16 protein-coding genes are annotated in these 15,877 nt (G+C 71.8%); 8 read left to right on the top strand and 8 right to left on the bottom strand.

The window, feature by feature from the left end; translation table 11 throughout:
* Positions 1-2: 2 nt before the first annotated feature.
* From pucD to ACZ68P_RS31780, 4 genes are all read left to right on the top strand, one after another.
* Positions 3-2,408, top strand: coding sequence for a xanthine dehydrogenase subunit D (gene pucD, locus ACZ68P_RS31795; protein ID WP_471012354.1), 2,406 nt, complete (start codon positions 3-5; stop codon positions 2,406-2,408).
* Positions 2,409-2,689: 281 nt separating this feature from the next.
* Positions 2,690-4,165: an NCS2 family permease gene (locus ACZ68P_RS31790; protein WP_471012352.1), complete on the top strand. Its 1,476-nt coding sequence runs from the start codon at positions 2,690-2,692 to the stop codon at positions 4,163-4,165.
* A 41-nt stretch (positions 4,166-4,206) separates the two neighbouring features.
* Complete coding sequence (locus ACZ68P_RS31785; protein WP_471012350.1) at positions 4,207-5,355, top strand: XdhC family protein; 1,149 nt, start codon at positions 4,207-4,209, stop codon at positions 5,353-5,355.
* Positions 5,356-5,474: 119 nt separating this feature from the next.
* Entirely contained in the window at positions 5,475-6,701 is a 1,227-nt protein-coding gene (locus ACZ68P_RS31780; RefSeq protein ID WP_471012349.1) for a GNAT family N-acetyltransferase, read from the top strand.
* 28 nt (positions 6,702-6,729) lie between these two features.
* On the opposite strand, the gene ACZ68P_RS31775 is transcribed toward ACZ68P_RS31780, so the two are convergent.
* The 5 genes from ACZ68P_RS31775 to ACZ68P_RS31755 all read right to left on the bottom strand — a co-directional run bounded on the left by ACZ68P_RS31775 (position 6,730) and on the right by ACZ68P_RS31755 (position 10,395).
* Positions 6,730-7,566 carry an endonuclease I family protein gene (locus ACZ68P_RS31775; protein ID WP_471012447.1) on the bottom strand — a complete coding sequence of 279 codons (837 nt, stop codon included), beginning with the start codon at positions 7,564-7,566 and terminating at the stop codon, positions 6,730-6,732.
* Between the two features lie 281 nt (positions 7,567-7,847).
* Positions 7,848-8,450, bottom strand: coding sequence for a snapalysin family zinc-dependent metalloprotease (locus ACZ68P_RS31770; protein ID WP_471012347.1), 603 nt, complete (start codon positions 8,448-8,450; stop codon positions 7,848-7,850).
* 172 nt (positions 8,451-8,622) lie between these two features.
* Positions 8,623-8,901 (bottom strand): hypothetical protein, encoded by a 279-nt coding sequence (locus tag ACZ68P_RS31765; RefSeq protein ID WP_471012345.1) that lies wholly within the window; start codon positions 8,899-8,901, stop codon positions 8,623-8,625.
* Positions 8,898-9,632: a TNT domain-containing protein gene (locus ACZ68P_RS31760; RefSeq protein WP_471012445.1), complete on the bottom strand. Its 735-nt coding sequence runs from the start codon at positions 9,630-9,632 to the stop codon at positions 8,898-8,900. The genes ACZ68P_RS31765 and ACZ68P_RS31760 overlap by 4 nt, the downstream gene beginning before the upstream one ends.
* A 157-nt stretch (positions 9,633-9,789) precedes the next feature.
* Positions 9,790-10,395: a TetR/AcrR family transcriptional regulator gene (locus tag ACZ68P_RS31755; protein WP_471012344.1), complete on the bottom strand. Its 606-nt coding sequence runs from the start codon at positions 10,393-10,395 to the stop codon at positions 9,790-9,792.
* 127 nt (positions 10,396-10,522) lie between these two features.
* On the opposite strand from ACZ68P_RS31755, the gene ACZ68P_RS31750 reads away from it, so the two are divergent.
* From ACZ68P_RS31750 to ACZ68P_RS31735, 4 genes are all read left to right on the top strand, one after another.
* The gene (locus tag ACZ68P_RS31750) at positions 10,523-11,677 is read left to right on the top strand and encodes an acyl-CoA dehydrogenase family protein (RefSeq protein ID WP_471012342.1); all 1,155 of its coding nucleotides are present in this window, start codon (positions 10,523-10,525) and stop codon (positions 11,675-11,677) included.
* Between the two features lie 62 nt (positions 11,678-11,739).
* A complete protein-coding gene (locus ACZ68P_RS31745; RefSeq protein ID WP_471012339.1) occupies positions 11,740-12,501 on the top strand; it encodes an SDR family NAD(P)-dependent oxidoreductase in 762 nt (253 codons plus the stop codon).
* A 104-nt stretch (positions 12,502-12,605) separates the two neighbouring features.
* Positions 12,606-13,322 (top strand): TetR/AcrR family transcriptional regulator, encoded by a 717-nt coding sequence (locus ACZ68P_RS31740; RefSeq protein ID WP_471012337.1) that lies wholly within the window; start codon positions 12,606-12,608, stop codon positions 13,320-13,322.
* Between the two features lie 130 nt (positions 13,323-13,452).
* The gene (locus tag ACZ68P_RS31735; protein WP_471012336.1) at positions 13,453-13,836 is read left to right on the top strand and encodes a Zn-ribbon domain-containing OB-fold protein; all 384 of its coding nucleotides are present in this window, start codon (positions 13,453-13,455) and stop codon (positions 13,834-13,836) included.
* 141 nt (positions 13,837-13,977) lie between these two features.
* On the opposite strand, the gene ACZ68P_RS31730 is transcribed toward ACZ68P_RS31735, so the two are convergent.
* The 3 genes from ACZ68P_RS31730 to ACZ68P_RS31720 form a co-directional block, all read right to left on the bottom strand.
* Positions 13,978-14,934, bottom strand: a complete 957-nt coding sequence (locus ACZ68P_RS31730) for an electron transfer flavoprotein subunit alpha/FixB family protein (RefSeq protein ID WP_471012335.1) — start codon at positions 14,932-14,934, stop codon at positions 13,978-13,980.
* A gap of 34 nt (positions 14,935-14,968) precedes the next feature.
* A complete protein-coding gene (locus tag ACZ68P_RS31725; RefSeq protein WP_471012333.1) occupies positions 14,969-15,754 on the bottom strand; it encodes an electron transfer flavoprotein subunit beta/FixA family protein in 786 nt (261 codons plus the stop codon).
* 28 nt (positions 15,755-15,782) lie between these two features.
* On the bottom strand, positions 15,783-15,877 hold a 95-nt coding region (locus ACZ68P_RS31720), incomplete at its 5' end, for an acyl-CoA dehydrogenase family protein (RefSeq protein ID WP_132919430.1).

Here is a 15,877-nt window from a genome sequence, read left to right as displayed (position 1 = left end):
CCATGGCGCAGAACACCCGTACCACTCCGGCCGGTACGCCGACGAAGGTCACCCAGAACCACAACAAGGGCGGCATCGGCGAGTCCACCCTCCGCCCGGACGGCACCCTGAAGGTCACCGGCGAGTTCGCGTACTCCTCGGACATGTGGCACGAGGACATGCTGTGGGGCCACACGCTCCGCTCCACGGTGGCGCACGCCGAGATCGTCTCCATCGACATCTCCGAGGCCCTCGCGATGGGCGGCGTCTACGCCGTCCTGACCTACGACGACCTGCCGACCGAGATGAAGAACTACGGCCTGGAGATCCAGGACACCCCCGTCCTCGCCCACGGCCGGGTACGGCACCACGGCGAGCCGGTGGCCCTGATCGCCGCCGACCACCCGGAGACCGCCCGCCGCGCGGCCGCCAAGATCAAGATCGACTACAAGGAGCTGCCCGTCGTCACCGACGAGGCCTCCGCCCTCGCCGAGGACGCGCCGCTGCTCCACCCGGGCCGCGACGACCACCACGCCGGTCACGTCCCGCACCCGAACATCGTGCACCGCCAGCCGATCATCCGCGGCAACGTGGAGGAGGCCCGCAAGCGGGCCGACGTGATCGTCGAGGGCGAGTACGTCTTCGGCATGCAGGACCAGGCCTTCCTCGGCCCGGAGTCCGGTCTCGCCGTGCCCGCCGAGGACGGAGGCGTCGACCTGTACGTCGCCACCCAGTGGCTGCACTCCGACCTCCGCCAGATCGCCCCGGTCCTCGGCCTGCCCGAGGAGAAGGTCCGGATGACGCTCTCCGGCGTCGGCGGCGCCTTCGGCGGCCGCGAGGACCTGTCGATGCAGATCCACGCCTGCCTCCTGGCGCTGCGCACCGGCAAGCCCGTCAAGATCGTCTACAACCGCTTCGAGTCCTTCTTCGGGCACGTGCACCGCCATCCGGCGAAGCTCTGGTACGAGCACGGCGCCACCAAGGACGGCAAGATCACGCACATGAAGGCGCGGATCGTGCTCGACGGCGGCGCGTACGCCTCCGCCTCCCCGGCGGTCGTCGGCAACGCGTCCTCCCTCGGCGCCGGTCCGTACGTGATCGACGACGTCGAGATCGAGGCCGTCGCGCTCTACACCAACAACCCGCCCTGCGGCGCGATGCGCGGCTTCGGCGCGGTCCAGGCGTGCTTCGCGTACGAGGCGCAGATGGACAAGCTCGCGGCCAAGCTGGGCATGGACCCGGTGGAGCTGCGCCGGCTCAACGCCATGGAGCAGGGCACGATCATGCCGACCGGCCAGGTCGTGGACTCGCCGGCCCCGGTCGCCGAGCTGCTGCGCCGGGTCAAGGCCCGCCCGATGCCCCCGGAGCAGCAGTGGCTCGCCGCCGGTGAGCAGGCGGACGTCCGCGCGCTGCCCGGTGGTCTGTCCAACACCACGCACGGCGAGGGCGTCGTCCGGGGTGTCGGCTACGCCGTCGGCATCAAGAACGTCGGCTTCTCCGAGGGCTTCGACGACTACTCCACCGCCCGTGTGACCCTGGAGGTCATCAACGGCGAGCCCGTCGCGATGGTCCACACGGCCATGGCGGAGGTCGGTCAGGGCGGTGTCACCGTGCACGCCCAGATCGCCCGTACGGAGCTGGGCGTCACGCAGGTGACGATCCACCCGGCCGACACCCAGGTCGGCTCCGCCGGTTCGACGTCCGCCTCCCGGCAGACGTACATGACCGGTGGCGCGGTGAAGAACACCTGTGAGGCCGTCCGCGAGGCGGTCCTGGAGATCGGCCGCCGCAAGAACGGGTCCTACCACCCGGCGTGGGCGACCGCCGAGCTGCTCCTGGAGGGCGGCAAGGTCGTCACCGACGGCGGCGAGGTCCTGGCTACCATCGCGGACATCCTGGAGGGCGAGGAGCCGATCGACATCGAGCTCGAGTTCCGCCACCGTCCGACCCAGGCGTTCGACCTCGTCACCGGCCAGGGCGACGGCCACGTCCAGTACACCTTCGCCGCGCACCGCGCGGTGGTGGAGGTGGACACCGAGCTCGGCCTGGTCAAGGTCATCGAGCTGGCCACCGCCCAGGACGTCGGCAAGGCGCTCAACATGCTCTCCGTCGTCGGCCAGATCCAGGGTGGCACCACCCAGGGCCTGGGCGTCGCGGTGATGGAAGAGATCATCGTGGACCCGAAGACCGCGAAGGTGCGCAACCCCTCCTTCACGGACTACCTGATCCCGACGATCCTCGACACGCCGACCATCCCGGTCGACGTCCTCGAACTCGCCGACCCCAACGCGCCGTACGGCCTGCGGGGACTCGGTGAGGCCCCGACCCTGTCGTCCACCCCGGCCGTCCTCGCGGCGATCCGGAACGCGACGGGTCTGGAGCTCAACAAGACGCCGGTCCGCCCCGAGGCGCTCACCGGCACCCTCTGAGACTCTCCGGGCGGTGCGTGCCTCCAGGAACGTCACACTTCCCGCCCGCACCGCCCGGAGCGACCCCGCAGTACCCGGCACCACCCCGCAGTACCCAGCACCACCCGTAGTACCCGGCACCACCCCGCAGTACCGAGCAGCACCAGATCGACCTGAACCATCACAGTTCGTCTCGGGCCGTCCCCCGGGTCGTGCAGCCCACGCAGCATCCCAAATCCCGCAGCGTCTCTGACTTCCCCAGTCTTATGCGGGTGCCCCTTTGAACCTTGGGAGTAGGCCCCATGACCCAGTCGTCAGTGGAGCCCAAGACCGCCTCGGAGGACGCGGGCTCCGGCTCCAACGTCCCCGCCGGCCGTTCTTGGCTCGACCGGTACTTTCACATCTCGGAGAGAGGATCCACCGTCGCGACGGAGATCCGCGGCGGCGTCACCACCTTCATGGCGATGGCGTACATTCTCCTGCTCAACCCCCTGATCCTCGGCGGCAAGGATGTGGACGGCAACGTCCTCAGCCAGCCCGCACTCATCACGGCGACCGCTCTCGCCGCCGCCGTGACCACCCTCCTGATGGGCTTCTGGGGCAAGGTCCCGCTCGCCCTGGCCGCCGGCCTCAGCGTGTCCGGTGTCCTGTCCTCGCAGGTCATCGCCGTCATGACCTGGCCGCAGGCCATGGCCATGTGTGTGGCCTACGGTGTGGTGATCTGTCTCCTGGTGGTCACCGGCCTCCGCGAGATGATCATGAACGCGATACCGCTGGCGATCAAGCACGCGATCACCATCGGCATCGGCCTCTTCATCGCGATCATCGGCTTCGTCAAGGCCGGCTTCGTGCACGAGAACCCCGCCCCCGGCGGTGGCCCCGTCACGCTCGGCCCCCTGGGTGAACTCCAGGGCTGGCCGGTCCTGATCTTCGCCGTCACCCTGCTGCTGATCTTCGCCCTGCAGGCCCGCAACATCCCCGGTGCCATCCTCATCGGCATCGTCGCGGGCACGGTCATCGCCATGATCGTCAACGCCGTCGGCGACGTCCCGGAGAAGGGTGCGGGAGCCTGGTTCTCCGGCGCGCCCGAGCTGCACGGCAGCGCCGTCTCCGCACCGGACTTCTCGCTCATCGGCGACGTGTCCTTCAGCGGCTGGGGCGACGTCGGCTACATCACGATCACCATGATCGTCTTCACCCTGGTGCTCGCGGGCTTCTTCGACGCCATGGCGACCATCATCGGCGTCGGCTCCGAGGCCAACCTGGCCGACGACAAGGGCCGCATGCCGGGTCTGTCCAAGGCCCTGTTCATCGACGGTGCCGGCGGTGTCATCGGCGGCGGCGTCGGCGGCTCCGGCCAGACCGTCTTCGTCGAGTCCGCCACCGGCGTCGGCGAAGGCGCCCGCACGGGCCTGTCCTCCGTCATCACCGGCGCGTTCTTCGCAGCCTGCCTCTTCTTCACCCCGGTCACCGCGATCGTGCCCGCCGAGGTCGCCTCCGCGGCCCTGGTCGTCATCGGCGCGATGATGATGCAGAACGCCAAGCACGTCGACTGGAGCGACCGCTCCGTCGCGATCCCGGTGTTCCTCACCGTGGTCCTGATGCCGTTCACGTACACCATCACCACGGGTGTCGCGGCCGGTGTCATCTCCTACGCCGTCATCAAGGTGGCGCAGGGCAAGGCACGCGAAGTGGGCGCCTTCATGTGGGGCCTGACCGCGATCTTCGTCGTGTACTTCGCGATCCATCCGATCGAGAGCTGGCTGGGCGTCAGCTGACGCCCGTACCGCCGCCCTCCACACGTATCGAGGAGTTCGAGATGCTGGACATCGCCGAAGAGCTGCACCGGTGGGTCGAGCAGGGCCGCGAGTTCGCCGTCGCCACCGTGGTGGCCGTCGGCGGCAGCGCGCCCCGGCAGCCCGGCGCCGCGCTCGCCGTCGACCAGGACGGCACGGCGATCGGCTCGGTCTCCGGCGGATGTGTGGAGGGCGCGGTCTACGACCTGTGCCAACAGGCCCTCGAGGACGGCAGAACCGTCGTCGAGCGCTTCGGATACAGCGACGAGGACGCCTTCGCGGTCGGCCTGACCTGCGGCGGCATCATCGACATCCTCGTCACCCCGGTACGCGGTGGGGTCTACCCCGCCGCGCTCCGGGCCGCCGTCTCCGGCGAGGCGGCGGCCCTGGCCCGGATCGTCGGCGGCCCCGCCGACCTGATGGGCCGGGCCCTCCTCGTCCGCCCCGACGGGTCCTACGAAGGCGCCCTCGGAGGCCACCCCGAGCTGGACCGCACCGCGGCCGGCGAGGCCTTCGCCATGCTCGACGCCGGCCGGACCGGCACCGTCGAGATCGGCGAGGACGGCAGCCGCTGCGGTCAGCCGCTGACCCTCCTGGTCGAGTCCTCGGTCCCCGCACCCCGCATGATCGTCTTCGGCGCGATCGACTTCGCCTCCGCGCTGGTGAAGGTCGGCAAGTTCCTCGGGTACCACGTCACCGTCTGCGACGCCCGCCCCGTCTTCGCGACGCCGGCCCGCTTCCCCGACGCCGACGAGATCGTCGTCGAGTGGCCCCACCGCTACCTCCGGACCGCCGCCGACGAGGGCGGGATCGACGGCCGCACGGTCCTCTGCGTCCTCACCCACGACGCCAAGTTCGACGTCCCGCTGCTCGAAGCGGCCCTGAAGCTTCCCGTCGCCTACGTCGGCGCGATGGGCTCCCGCCGTACCCACGAGGACCGCAACAAGCGGCTGCGCGAGGTCGGCGTCACCGAACTCGAACTCGCCCGGCTGCGTTCGCCGATCGGCCTCGACCTCGGCGCCCGCACCCCGGAGGAGACGGCGATCTCCATCGCCGCCGAGATCGTCGCCAACCGGCGCGGCGGCAGCGGCGTCTCCCTCACCGGCGCCCACACGCCCATCCACCACGACGGGCCGCGCGCACCCGACGGCCGCATAGGCTCCGTCGCGTAGGCGGGTCAGCCGGGCCGTACGGGACGCCCCGTACGGCCCCCACCCGGTTTCCGGCCGAGGTGTCGCGATCTCGACGCGTACCGACGGCGGCGGGACGCCCGCCGGTTAGGGTCCGGTTCATGGAGATTCGTGACGTGCCCGAAGCCCATCTCGACCGCGCCCTCGACCTCGTCTACCTCGTCTTCCACGAGCGCCCGGACGAACAGAAGCGCAAGCACCACCGCGAGCTGATGCTGCCCTGTGAACGTGTCGGGGCGTACGAGGGGGAGACCCTGGTCGGCTTCGTCGCCGCCCACCGCTTCACCCTCTCCGTTCCCGGGGGCGACCTGCCCTGCCCCGGCCTGACCTTCGTCTCCGTCGCCCCCACCCACCGCCGGCGCGGTGTGCTCTCGGCCATGCTCGGAGAGCTATACCGCCGGTGCGCCGCACGCCGGGAGCCGATCGCCGCGCTGTGGGCCTCCGAGGACGCCATCTACGGCCGCTTCGGCTTCGGGCCCGCCACTCAGGGCGCCCTCGTCGAGATCGACTCCCGGCGGCCTCTCGCGCTGCGCGTCGCCCCCGACGAGCGCCCGCTGCGGCTCGTGGACTCCGCCGACGCGCCCGCCGTCCTCGGGCCGTACTACGAGGCCACCCGCGCGCGGCGGGCGGGGCGGGTCGCCCGTGACGAGGAACGCTGGAGCGGCGAATGGCTCGTCGACGAGGACGAGGAGGACGACGAGCTGTCCCCGCCCCGGATCGTCGCCCTCGGCGAGCCCCTCGCGGGATACGCCGTCTACCGCACCAAGGGGGAGAACGACGGCACCCGGACCCCGGGTCTGGTCCGCGTCGACGAACTCGAGGCCGACACCCCCGCGGTCGCCGCCGCCCTGTGGACCTACCTCGCCTCCGTCGACCTCACCGGCACCGTCCGCGCCTGGGGCCGCCCGCTCGACGACCCCCTCCTGCTCTTCGCGGCCGACCGCGACCAGGTGCGGGTCACGGGCCAGTTCCCCGCCCTGTGGGTGCGGCTCGTCGACGTGGGGGCGGCGCTGACCGCGCGGCGCTGGAGCGCCGCCGCGGATCTCGTCGTCGAGGTGCACGACAGCCGGATCCCGGCCAACTCCGGCCGCTTCCGGCTCCGTACGGGGACGGCGGCGGGCCCCGGCGAGACGCGGTACGAGCCGACAGGCGACCCGGTCGACCTCGCCTTCGACGTACGCGACCTCGGCGCCTGTTACCTCGGCGGGACCCGCGTCACCGACCTGGTCGCCGCGGGCCTGGTGGAGGAGCACACGCCGGGCGCGGCCGGCACGCTCGACGCGGCCCTGCGCACCGACCGCCTCCCGCACACCGACGACGAGTTCTAGCCGGTGCGCGGAAGGCGGTCGTACCGCGTCACTTCCAGATCTCGGCGACCCACTCGGGGTGATCGATGAAGGGGTTCCGGTTCTTCTGGATGCCGAAGATCCTGTCGTTGCGGGACTTCTCGAACGCGTCCGGCGGGTCCTGGTCGTTCCACTGCCGCAGGACCGAGAGCCGGCCCATCGCCGGTGCGGAGCCGTTCCCCACCTGATCGTTGGGTTCGAGGTCGGGGAAGCCGTCACCGCCCTCGTAACGGACGGCCATGTAGAGGATCATGCGGGCGACATCGCCCTTGACCGCGTCCCGGGGCTCGAACGAATCACCGTCGGAGAGGCTGCCGGGGGCCTCGTCGACCGGGTCGCCGCCCGCGTCGAAGTCGAGGTTCCCCCGGGTCGCGTTGACGGAGACGTCCTCGGGGCGCAGGTGGTGGATGTCGGTGCCCGGGCCCGTGGCGGTGCCGAAGTCGCCGTGCGACTTGGCCCATACGTGCTCGCGGTTCCAGTCGTTCGCCTCGCCGCCGTTGGTGTCTTTGGCCTGGGAGCGCCCGGAGTAGAGCAGGACGACGTTGCCCGGGGCGGCGGGATCCTCGTCGGTGGTCTTCAGCGCGTCCCAGACCTGGTCGTACGAGAGCCTGGTCTGCTCGCTGATGATCGCGTGGAGGGCGCCTTTCAGCTCGGTGCCGGTCTTGCCGAGGGCGCCGTCGTAGTACGCGTCGTCCAGCGGCACGGCGACCGGGGCGGGCGCGGTGCCTCCCGCCGGTGCGGGCGGGGAGCCGGAGGCGTAGGCCGCCGTGGACACGGCGACCGCGGCCGTCGCGACGAAGGTCAGGACGGGGCGTCGCCAGGGACGCTGCCTGCGGTGAGCGGACATGATGTGGGGGGTGTCCTCTCGCTCGGCGGGCACGTCGTCTCGTTCCGGCGATCGGCAGGCCCGGACGTGGTGCCCGACAGACGGATCACGGTGGGGGGTTCAGGCCAGGAGCTTGGCATGTCACGGCCATGGGTGTGTGCACGCCGTGCACCCGTCCTGTGGCGACCCCATGGAGGAGACCGGCGCCGGGACGCGGCGGAACGGCCGCGCGGGCTTCGGTTCCGGGCACGCCGGAGCGCCCGGCCGATCATGTCGGCCGGGCGCCGCGTCGAGGCCCCTGGCTAGGGAGCGTCCACCAGGATCCGGCCGTCGGCCGGGGCGCGGGAGGCGAGGCCGCCGGCGTAGGCGGATTCCACCCGAGCCTGCTCGGTCGCGTTGGGGACGGCGTTCCTGCAGCTCGTACCGGCGCTCGAACCCGACATGAGCTGTGAGCACGGGCCGGGCTTGGTGTCGGGCAGGCCCAGGCTGTGGCCCAGCTCGTGGGCGGCGATGCGGGTCTTGTCGTAGCCCTGGGCCACCGCCTGGCTGCCGAGCTCGACGCGGACCTGCCTGCCCGGCCGGACGGGTCCGAGGGTGGCCTGGGGCCAGCCGGTCGTCGCCACGATCACGATCTCGGCCGGGGAGCCCGGCGCCGCCTCGACCAGCCGGACGTTGTCGACGTTCGCGTTCCAGGAGGCGACTCCGGCGGCGACCGCCGCCTCCCAGCCGACGGCCCTGCTGTCGTCGTACCGGAGGGTTACCACCGCCGAGGCGCTCACCGCCGACGGCTGCGATGCGGGCGCGGGGGCGGGTGCGTACGCGGGGGCGGCGTGGGCGGCGGACGCCGTGGCCAGGACGACCGCCGCGGCGGTGATCCCTGTCTTCAGCCATGTGGAGAGCGGCATTGCTGTCCCTTCACTCATGGGGGGACTCGGAACCGTGCGGAACCGAGAGAGCGGGAGGAGCTGCGCTGGTGCCCGGTCGGCCGGGACGGTCGGTCGCCGATCCTCCCCGGGTCCTATGACGGTATGCCCCCACAGGCCCTCCTGTCATGGGCCTGTCATGGCTGATGGATCGTCAGTTCGGTTTGTTACGCGCTTGGTTGGGCGGAGGGGCCGAGCCCATGAGCAGCGTACGGAGATGGGCGCAGGCCTCCGCCTCGGTGGCGTGCGCGGCGACCGGCTCGTACGCGCCGCGCTCGTACACGCCCGTCTCCCACCCGTCGCCGCCGGGCCTCGCGCGCAGATACGCGAAGTCCGGCGGGGTGGGGACCGGTTCGTGGACGCCCTCGATCCGGTAGTGGCCCCCGGGCACTCCGGCCTCGCGCAGTGCCCGGGCCAAGGCGGACCGGTTCACGCGGTGACGCGTACCAGATAGCCGTTGTCGAGGAGCCACTTGACGTTCAGGCGCTGACCCGTGCCCGGGTCGAGGAAGGCCGGGTCCAGCTTGATCTGACGGCCGCCGCCGGGCTGTTCGAACCAGGGGGCGATTCCGCCCTCCCAGACCGTGAACGGCCGCGTCACGACGTACACGTGGTAGTCGCAGGGGAAGGCGGCGTCGCGGGTGTTGAGGTTCTGCGGCGGCAGGGCGCGCTTGGCGTAGGCGTCCCCGGCGGGGGCGAGGTAGGAGCCGTACTCCGAGCCGAAGCGGTCCAGGCGCTCCCCCTCCTCCAGGACCTCCGGGGCCTTGTCCACCTCGCCGTTGACCTCGGCGAAGCCGTCGTTCGGCGGGTACTTCCAGCCGCCCGTGTCGGCCGGGCCCTCCCAGTACTTCTTGAGGAAGTCCGCGGGGGAGAGGGTGCCGGTGCGGTGGTACCGGTGCAGCAGCGGACCCACCGGCTGCTGCCGCTTCCTCGGCAGGAACTTCGGGCCCAGCCGCTTGTCGCCCGCGAACTCGCCGGTGCAGGGCGCGTGCGGCCTGGAGCCGGCTCCGGCATCCGTGGCGTGCGGCGCGGCCCCGGTCAGGGCGGCGCCGGCGTCGGGGGTCCCGGGGTGCGGGGTGCCGGTGGTGACGGTGCCGGGCGTCTCGTCCGGGGCGGGGGCGGCCTGGGCCGCCGGGGCGCCGGTCAGCGCGGCGGTGACGCCCATGGCGACGAGTACGGCACGGATCCTCAGGTCGGTACGACTGCGCTCCACGCGAAGGTCTCCCTGTGTGATGGCATGGCCTGTCGATGCGCCGCACACAGTAGTGGATCACAAGCGGAGCGTGAGGGATCCTCTCGGGACCTCGTGAGGAGGGAGCCGCTCAGGACCTCGTCAGGCCGTTCAGGAGGAGCTCCGCCAGCTGTTCGTACGCCTCGGCGTCGGCGAGCCCCGTCGCTGCCGCCACCTGGCGCCGCTGGATGCGGACCATCACCGAGGAGATGACGTCGGCCGCGAAGGTCACGTGGACGTCGCGGAAGACGCCCGCGCGCACGCCCTCCTCGATCAGCTGCTGGACCCGTCCCGCCGCCGCGCGCGTGTTGCGCTCGTACACCTCGGCGGCCGGTTCGAAGGCGGCCACGTCATCGAAGAAGCGGGGCGAGACCGGGGCCAGCTCGGCCGCCACCGCCCGCAGATAGGCGGCGAGCCGCTCGGCCGGCTCGGTCTCGGCGGCCAGCACCGACTCCACCCGCGTCGTCGCGCGGCGGAAGAAGTGGACCACGGCCGCCCGGACGAGCTGTTCCTTGCTGCCCGCCAGGCCGTAGAGCGTCCGCTTCGAGCAGTGCAGCCGGGAGGCAAGCTCGTCGAGCGTCAGCTGGGCGAAGCCCTCGCCCACCAGAAGGGCCACCAGGTCCTCGAACAGGGCGGACCGGCGGGCCGCGCCGCGGCCCGTCAGCTTGGGTGCGTCGGCGGCTGAGGTCTCGATCACCCGAACAGTATGCCGGGCGACCTCTTCGGGGGGTTACGGCGGAACCCTTCTGCGCTACGCTAACCGGTACTGCCGTACCGCCCCCAGTACCGCTTTATCCGTGGTGCTGAGTGTCCCTGGAGTCGCCATGGATGTCGACCGCCTGCTTCCCACCCCCGAGGCAGCGGACCTCATCGCCCTCACGCGGGAGATCGCCGACAAGGAGCTCTCTCCCCGCGTGGACGAGCACGAGGCCGCCGAGACGTACCCGGAAGGTCTGTTCACCACCCTCGGCGAGGCCGGGCTGCTCGGCCTCGCCTATCCCGAGGAGTTCGGCGGCGGAGGCCAGCCGTACGAGGTCTACCTCCAGGTCCTGGAGGAGCTCGCCGCGCGCTGGGCGGCCGTGGCCGTCGCCACCAGCGTGCACACCCTCGCCTGCCACCCGCTGCACTCCTTCGGCACCCCCGAGCAGAAGGAGCGCTGGCTGCCCGCGATGCTCGCGGGCGAGGTGGTCGGCGGGTACAGCCTCTCCGAGCCCCAGGCCGGCTCCGACGCGGCCGCCCTGTCGTGCAAGGCGGAGCGCACCACCGACGGCGGGGGCGCGGACGCGTACCGCGTCACCGGCAACAAGGCGTGGATCACGCACGGCGGGAAGGCCGGCTTCTACGCCCTCTTCGCCCGCACGGCGCCGGGCAGCCACGGCATCTCCTGCTTCCTCGCGCCGGGGGCCACCGACGGGCTGACCTTCGGCAAGCCGGAACGCAAGATGGGTCTCCAGGCCGTGCCCACCACCTCCGCTCACTGGGACGGCGCCCTCATCGGCGCCGACCGCCGGATCGGAGAGGAGGGCCAGGGGCTCCAGATCGCGTTCAGCGCCCTCGACTGCGGCCGGCTCGGCATCGCCGCCTGCGCCACGGGCCTCGCCCAGGCCGCCCTCGACGCCGCCGTCGCGTACGCCAACGAGCGCACCACCTTCGGCCGTAAGATCGTCGACCACCAGGGGCTCGGCTTCCTCCTCGCGGACATGGCCGCCGCCGTGGACTCCGCCCGTGCGACCTACCTGGACGCCGCCCGCCGCCGCGACCTCGGCCGCCCGTTCAGCCGCCAGGCCAGCGCGGCGAAGCTGGTCGCGACCGACGCCGCCATGAAGGTGACCACGGACGCCGTACAGGTCCTCGGCGGGTACGGCTACACGCGTGACTTCCCGGTCGAGCGCTACATGCGCGAGGCGAAGATCATGCAGATCTTCGAAGGCACGAACCAGATCCAGCGGCTCGTCATCAGCCGCTCCCTCGTCCGCTGACCCCGCTCGCCGCCACCCCTCCGTCCGTCTCGCACGCTGCCGCCACCCCCGCAAGGAGCATCATGGACATCGCCGGATCCGCCGCGCTCGTCACCGGCGCGGCCTCGGGCCTCGGTGCCGCCACCGCCGCCGCGCTCGCGGCCCGCGGCGCTACCGTCTACGGCCTGGACCTGGACAAGGCCGTCGCCGCCGCGGGCCCCCTGCCCGACGGGGTCACTCTGCTCGCCGCCGACGTCACCGAGGAGGGCCCGGTCCGCGAGGCCCTCGCCCGGATCGAGGCCGACGGCGCCGAACTGCGGCTCGCCGTCAACTGCGCGGGCATCGCCCCCTCGGCCCGCGTCCTGGGCCGCAAGGGGCCGCACGACCTCGATCTGTTCCGCACGGTGCTCAACGTCAACCTGCTCGGCACCTTCAACGTGATGCGCCTCGCCGCCGAGGTCATCGCCCGGCAGGAGGCGGACGAGCACGGCCAGCGCGGGCTCGTCGTCAACACCGCCTCCATCGCCGCCTTCGAGGGGCAGGTCGGCCAGATCGCCTACGCGGCCTCCAAGGCCGGGGTCGCCGGGATGACCGTCACCGCCGCCCGGGACCTCGCACAGTTCGGCATCCGGGTCGTCACCATCGCCCCCGGCATCGTCGACACCCCGATGATGGCCGGCTTCAGCGACGAGATCCGGGCCGGGCTCGGCGCGAGCGTCACCTTCCCGCAGCGCCTGGCCCGGCCGGAGGAGTACGCCCGGCTCGTCACGATGATCACCGAGCACGACTACCTCAACGGTGAGACGATCCGGATGGACGGCGCTCTGCGTATGGCGGCCCGCTGAATCCACCCCTCGCGCACCCTCCCCAGCAGGGCAATAGCACTTGGTGCCGCCATTCGGTGGCACCAAGTGCCGCTTCGGCGCGCCCGGGGTGTTAGGTTCGGGCCATGGGAACGGGAACAGCGTCGACCAACTCCGCGAAGCCCGGCATGCGGGACTCCCTCATCGCCGCGGCCTTCCAGCTCTTCCTGGAGCGGGGGTACGAACAGACGACCGTCGACGACATCGTCCGCACGGCCGGGGTCGGCCGCCGGTCCTTCTTCCGGTACTTCCCGTCCAAGGAGGACGTGGTCTTCCCCGACCACGAGCAGTGCCTCGCCGACATGACCGCCTTCCTGGCCGCGAGCGAGGACGGCGACGACCCGCTGGTCCGGGTCTGCGACGCCGCCCGGCTCGTCATGCGGATGTACGCCGAGAACCCCACGTTCTCCGTCCAGCGCTACCGTCTCACCCGCGAGGTGACGGGCCTTCGCACGTACGAACTCTCGGTGGTCTGGCGGTACGAGAAGACCCTCGGCGACTACCTGCGCACCCGCTTCGCCGGGCGGCGTGACGGCACCCTGCGCGCCAACGTGGTCGCCGCGGCCGTGGTCGCCGCGCACAACCACGCCCTGCGCCACTGGCTGCGCTCGGGCGGCGAGGGCGACCCGCTGGCCGAGGTCGACCGGGCCCTGGAGTTCGTCCGGGACACCTGGAGCCCGGAGGGCGGCGCCCCGGGCGCCCCGGCCGAGGAGGCCGAGGACGTCGTCGTGGTGATCACCAAGCGCTCCACGCCGATGTGGCGGGTGGTGCGTGAGGTGGAGTCGAGCATCGGCGAGAGCTGAGCCGGACGCGTTCCGGGGCCACGGGGTTCCGGGTATCTCCAAATAAGGGAACTCAGGTCTTTATTCTGTGGCACTCAGTGCCATATCTTTGCACTGCACGGTCGAGCCGCCGAGTGCAAGGAGAAGCATCGTGTTCCACACGGGACTGAGGAGCGGGTACGCCGTCCGGACCGAGGAATCGGGCGCAGGCGCCGAGCTCTACTTCCAGCGCTGCCGCTGGTGCCACACCACCACGTACCAGCGCCTGCTCTGTCCGACCTGCGGGTCGACCGACCTGGCGCCCGAACGCAGCGAGGGCGAGGGCGTGATCACGGTACGCCGCGGTTTCACCGCCGCGCAGGCGGACCTCTGGCCCGTCCACATGACCGAGGGCTTCGTCGTGCGCTGCCGGGTGGACGGACCGCTGCACGCGGTGCGCCCCGGGGTGCGGGTCAGGCTCTCCTCCGCCGGGACGGAGGCGGCGTACCCGGTCGTCCGGCTGTGCGAAGAGGTGCCACTCGACGGCTGGATCTGACGGCGGCGGGAGCGGCGCGGCACGGACGACGAAGGGCCGGATGGTGGCACCCAGTGCCACCATCCGGCCCTTCGTCGTGTCCGGCCTGTCTTCGGGGCCGGTCCGTCGTCGTGACCGGACCGGCCCCCGGGACGGGTCGCCTCAGCGGGCGCCGATCTCGTCCGTCAGCTGCGGCAGCACGGCGAACAGGTCGCCCACCACGCCGTAGTCGACCAGGTCGAAGATCGGGGCCTCCGGGTCCTTGTTGACGGCCACGATCGTCTTCGAGGTCTGCATACCGGCCCGGTGCTGGATCGCGCCGGAGATGCCCGCCGCGACGTACAGCTGCGGGGACACCTGCTTGCCGGTCTGGCCGACCTGGTTGGAGTGCGGGTACCAGCCGGCGTCGACCGCGGCGCGCGAGGCGCCGACCGCCGCGCCGAGCGAGTCGGCCAGCTTCTCGACCACCTCGAAGCCCTCGGCCGCGCCGACCCCGCGCCCGCCGGAGACGACGATCGCGGACTCGGTCAGCTCGGGGCGGCCGGTGGAGACGCGCGGGGTGCGCGAGACGACCGTGGCGGCGTTGCCGGTGAAGGCGACGGTCACGTTCTCGACCGTGCCGGCGGCCGGGGCGGCTTCCGGAGCGGCGGAGTTCGGCTTGACGGTGATGACCGGCACGCCGTGCGAGACGGTCGACTTCACCTGGTACGAGGCGGCGAAGACCGACTGGGTCGCGACCGGGCCGTTCTCGCCGGCCTCCAGCTCGACGGCGTCGGTGATCAGGCCCGAGCCGAGGCGCAGGGCGACACGCGCGGCGATCTCCTTGCCCTCGCCGGAGGAGGTCACCAGGACGGCGGCGACGCCCTTGTCCTGGGCGATCTGGGTGAGCGCGTCGACCTTCGGCACGACGAGCTGCTCGGTGAACTCGGCGCCGTCCGCGACGTACACGGTGGCCGCGCCGTACTCGCCGGCCGTGGCGGCGATCGACGCCGCGGCCTCGCCGGCGCCGAGCACGACGGCCGTCGGCTCGCCGATCCGGCGGGCCAGCGTGAGGAGTTCGAGGGCCGGCTTGCGGACCGCACCGTCGGCGTGGTCCACGAGAACCAGGATCTCAGCCATGATTCATTGCTCCTGAAACGGGAACGGTGAGCGGTCAGATGAACTTCTGGGCGGAGAGGAACGCCGCGAGCTGCTTGCCGCCGTCGCCCTCGTCCGTGACGATCGTGCCCGCGGTACGGGCCGGGCGGGCCGCGACCGACTCGACGAGCGTCCACGAGCCGGCCAGGCCGACCTCGTCGGCGTCGATGCCCAGGTCGTCCAGGTCCAGCTCCTCGACCGGCTTCTTCTTGGCGGCCATGATCCCCTTGAAGGAGGGGTAACGGGCCTCGCCGGACTGGTCGGTGACCGAGACGACGGCCGGCAGCGGGGCCTCCAGCAGCTCGGTGGCGGCGTCGCCGTCGCGGCGGCCCTTCACCGTCGCGTCCTCCACCGAGACCTCGGAGAGCAGGGTGATCTGGGGCAGGCCCAGGCGCTCGGCGAGCAGCGCGGGCAGCACGCCCATCGTGCCGTCGGTCGAGGCCATGCCGCAGATGACCAGGTCGAAGCCGGTCTTCTCCAGCGCCTTGGCGACGATCGCGGAGGTGCCCATGACGTCCGTGCCGTGGATGTCGTCGTCGTTGACGTGGACGGCCTTGTCGGCGCCCATGGACAGCGCCTTGCGCAGGGCGTCCTTGGCGTCGTCGGGTCCCACGGTGACGACGGTGACCTCGGCGTCGTCGGACTCCTCGGAGATCCGCAGCGCCTGCTCGACCGCGTACTCGTCGAGCTCCGACAGCAGGCCGTCGACCTCGTCGCGGTCGACGGTCAGATCGTCGGCGAAGCCCCGGTCGCCGGTCGCGTCGGGTACGTACTTCACACAGACAGCGATCCTCAGGGTCACGGCCTGGCTCCTTTCGGGTGACTGCGGATTACGGGAGGTTGCGGGCCATGACGATGCGCTGGACCTGGTTGGTGCCTTCGTAGATCTGGGTGATCTTGGCGTCGCGCATCATGCGCTCGACGG

Source organism: Streptomyces sp. NPDC036822 (assembly GCF_055609145.1).
This window is presented reverse-complemented; position numbering and strand designations above follow the sequence as displayed.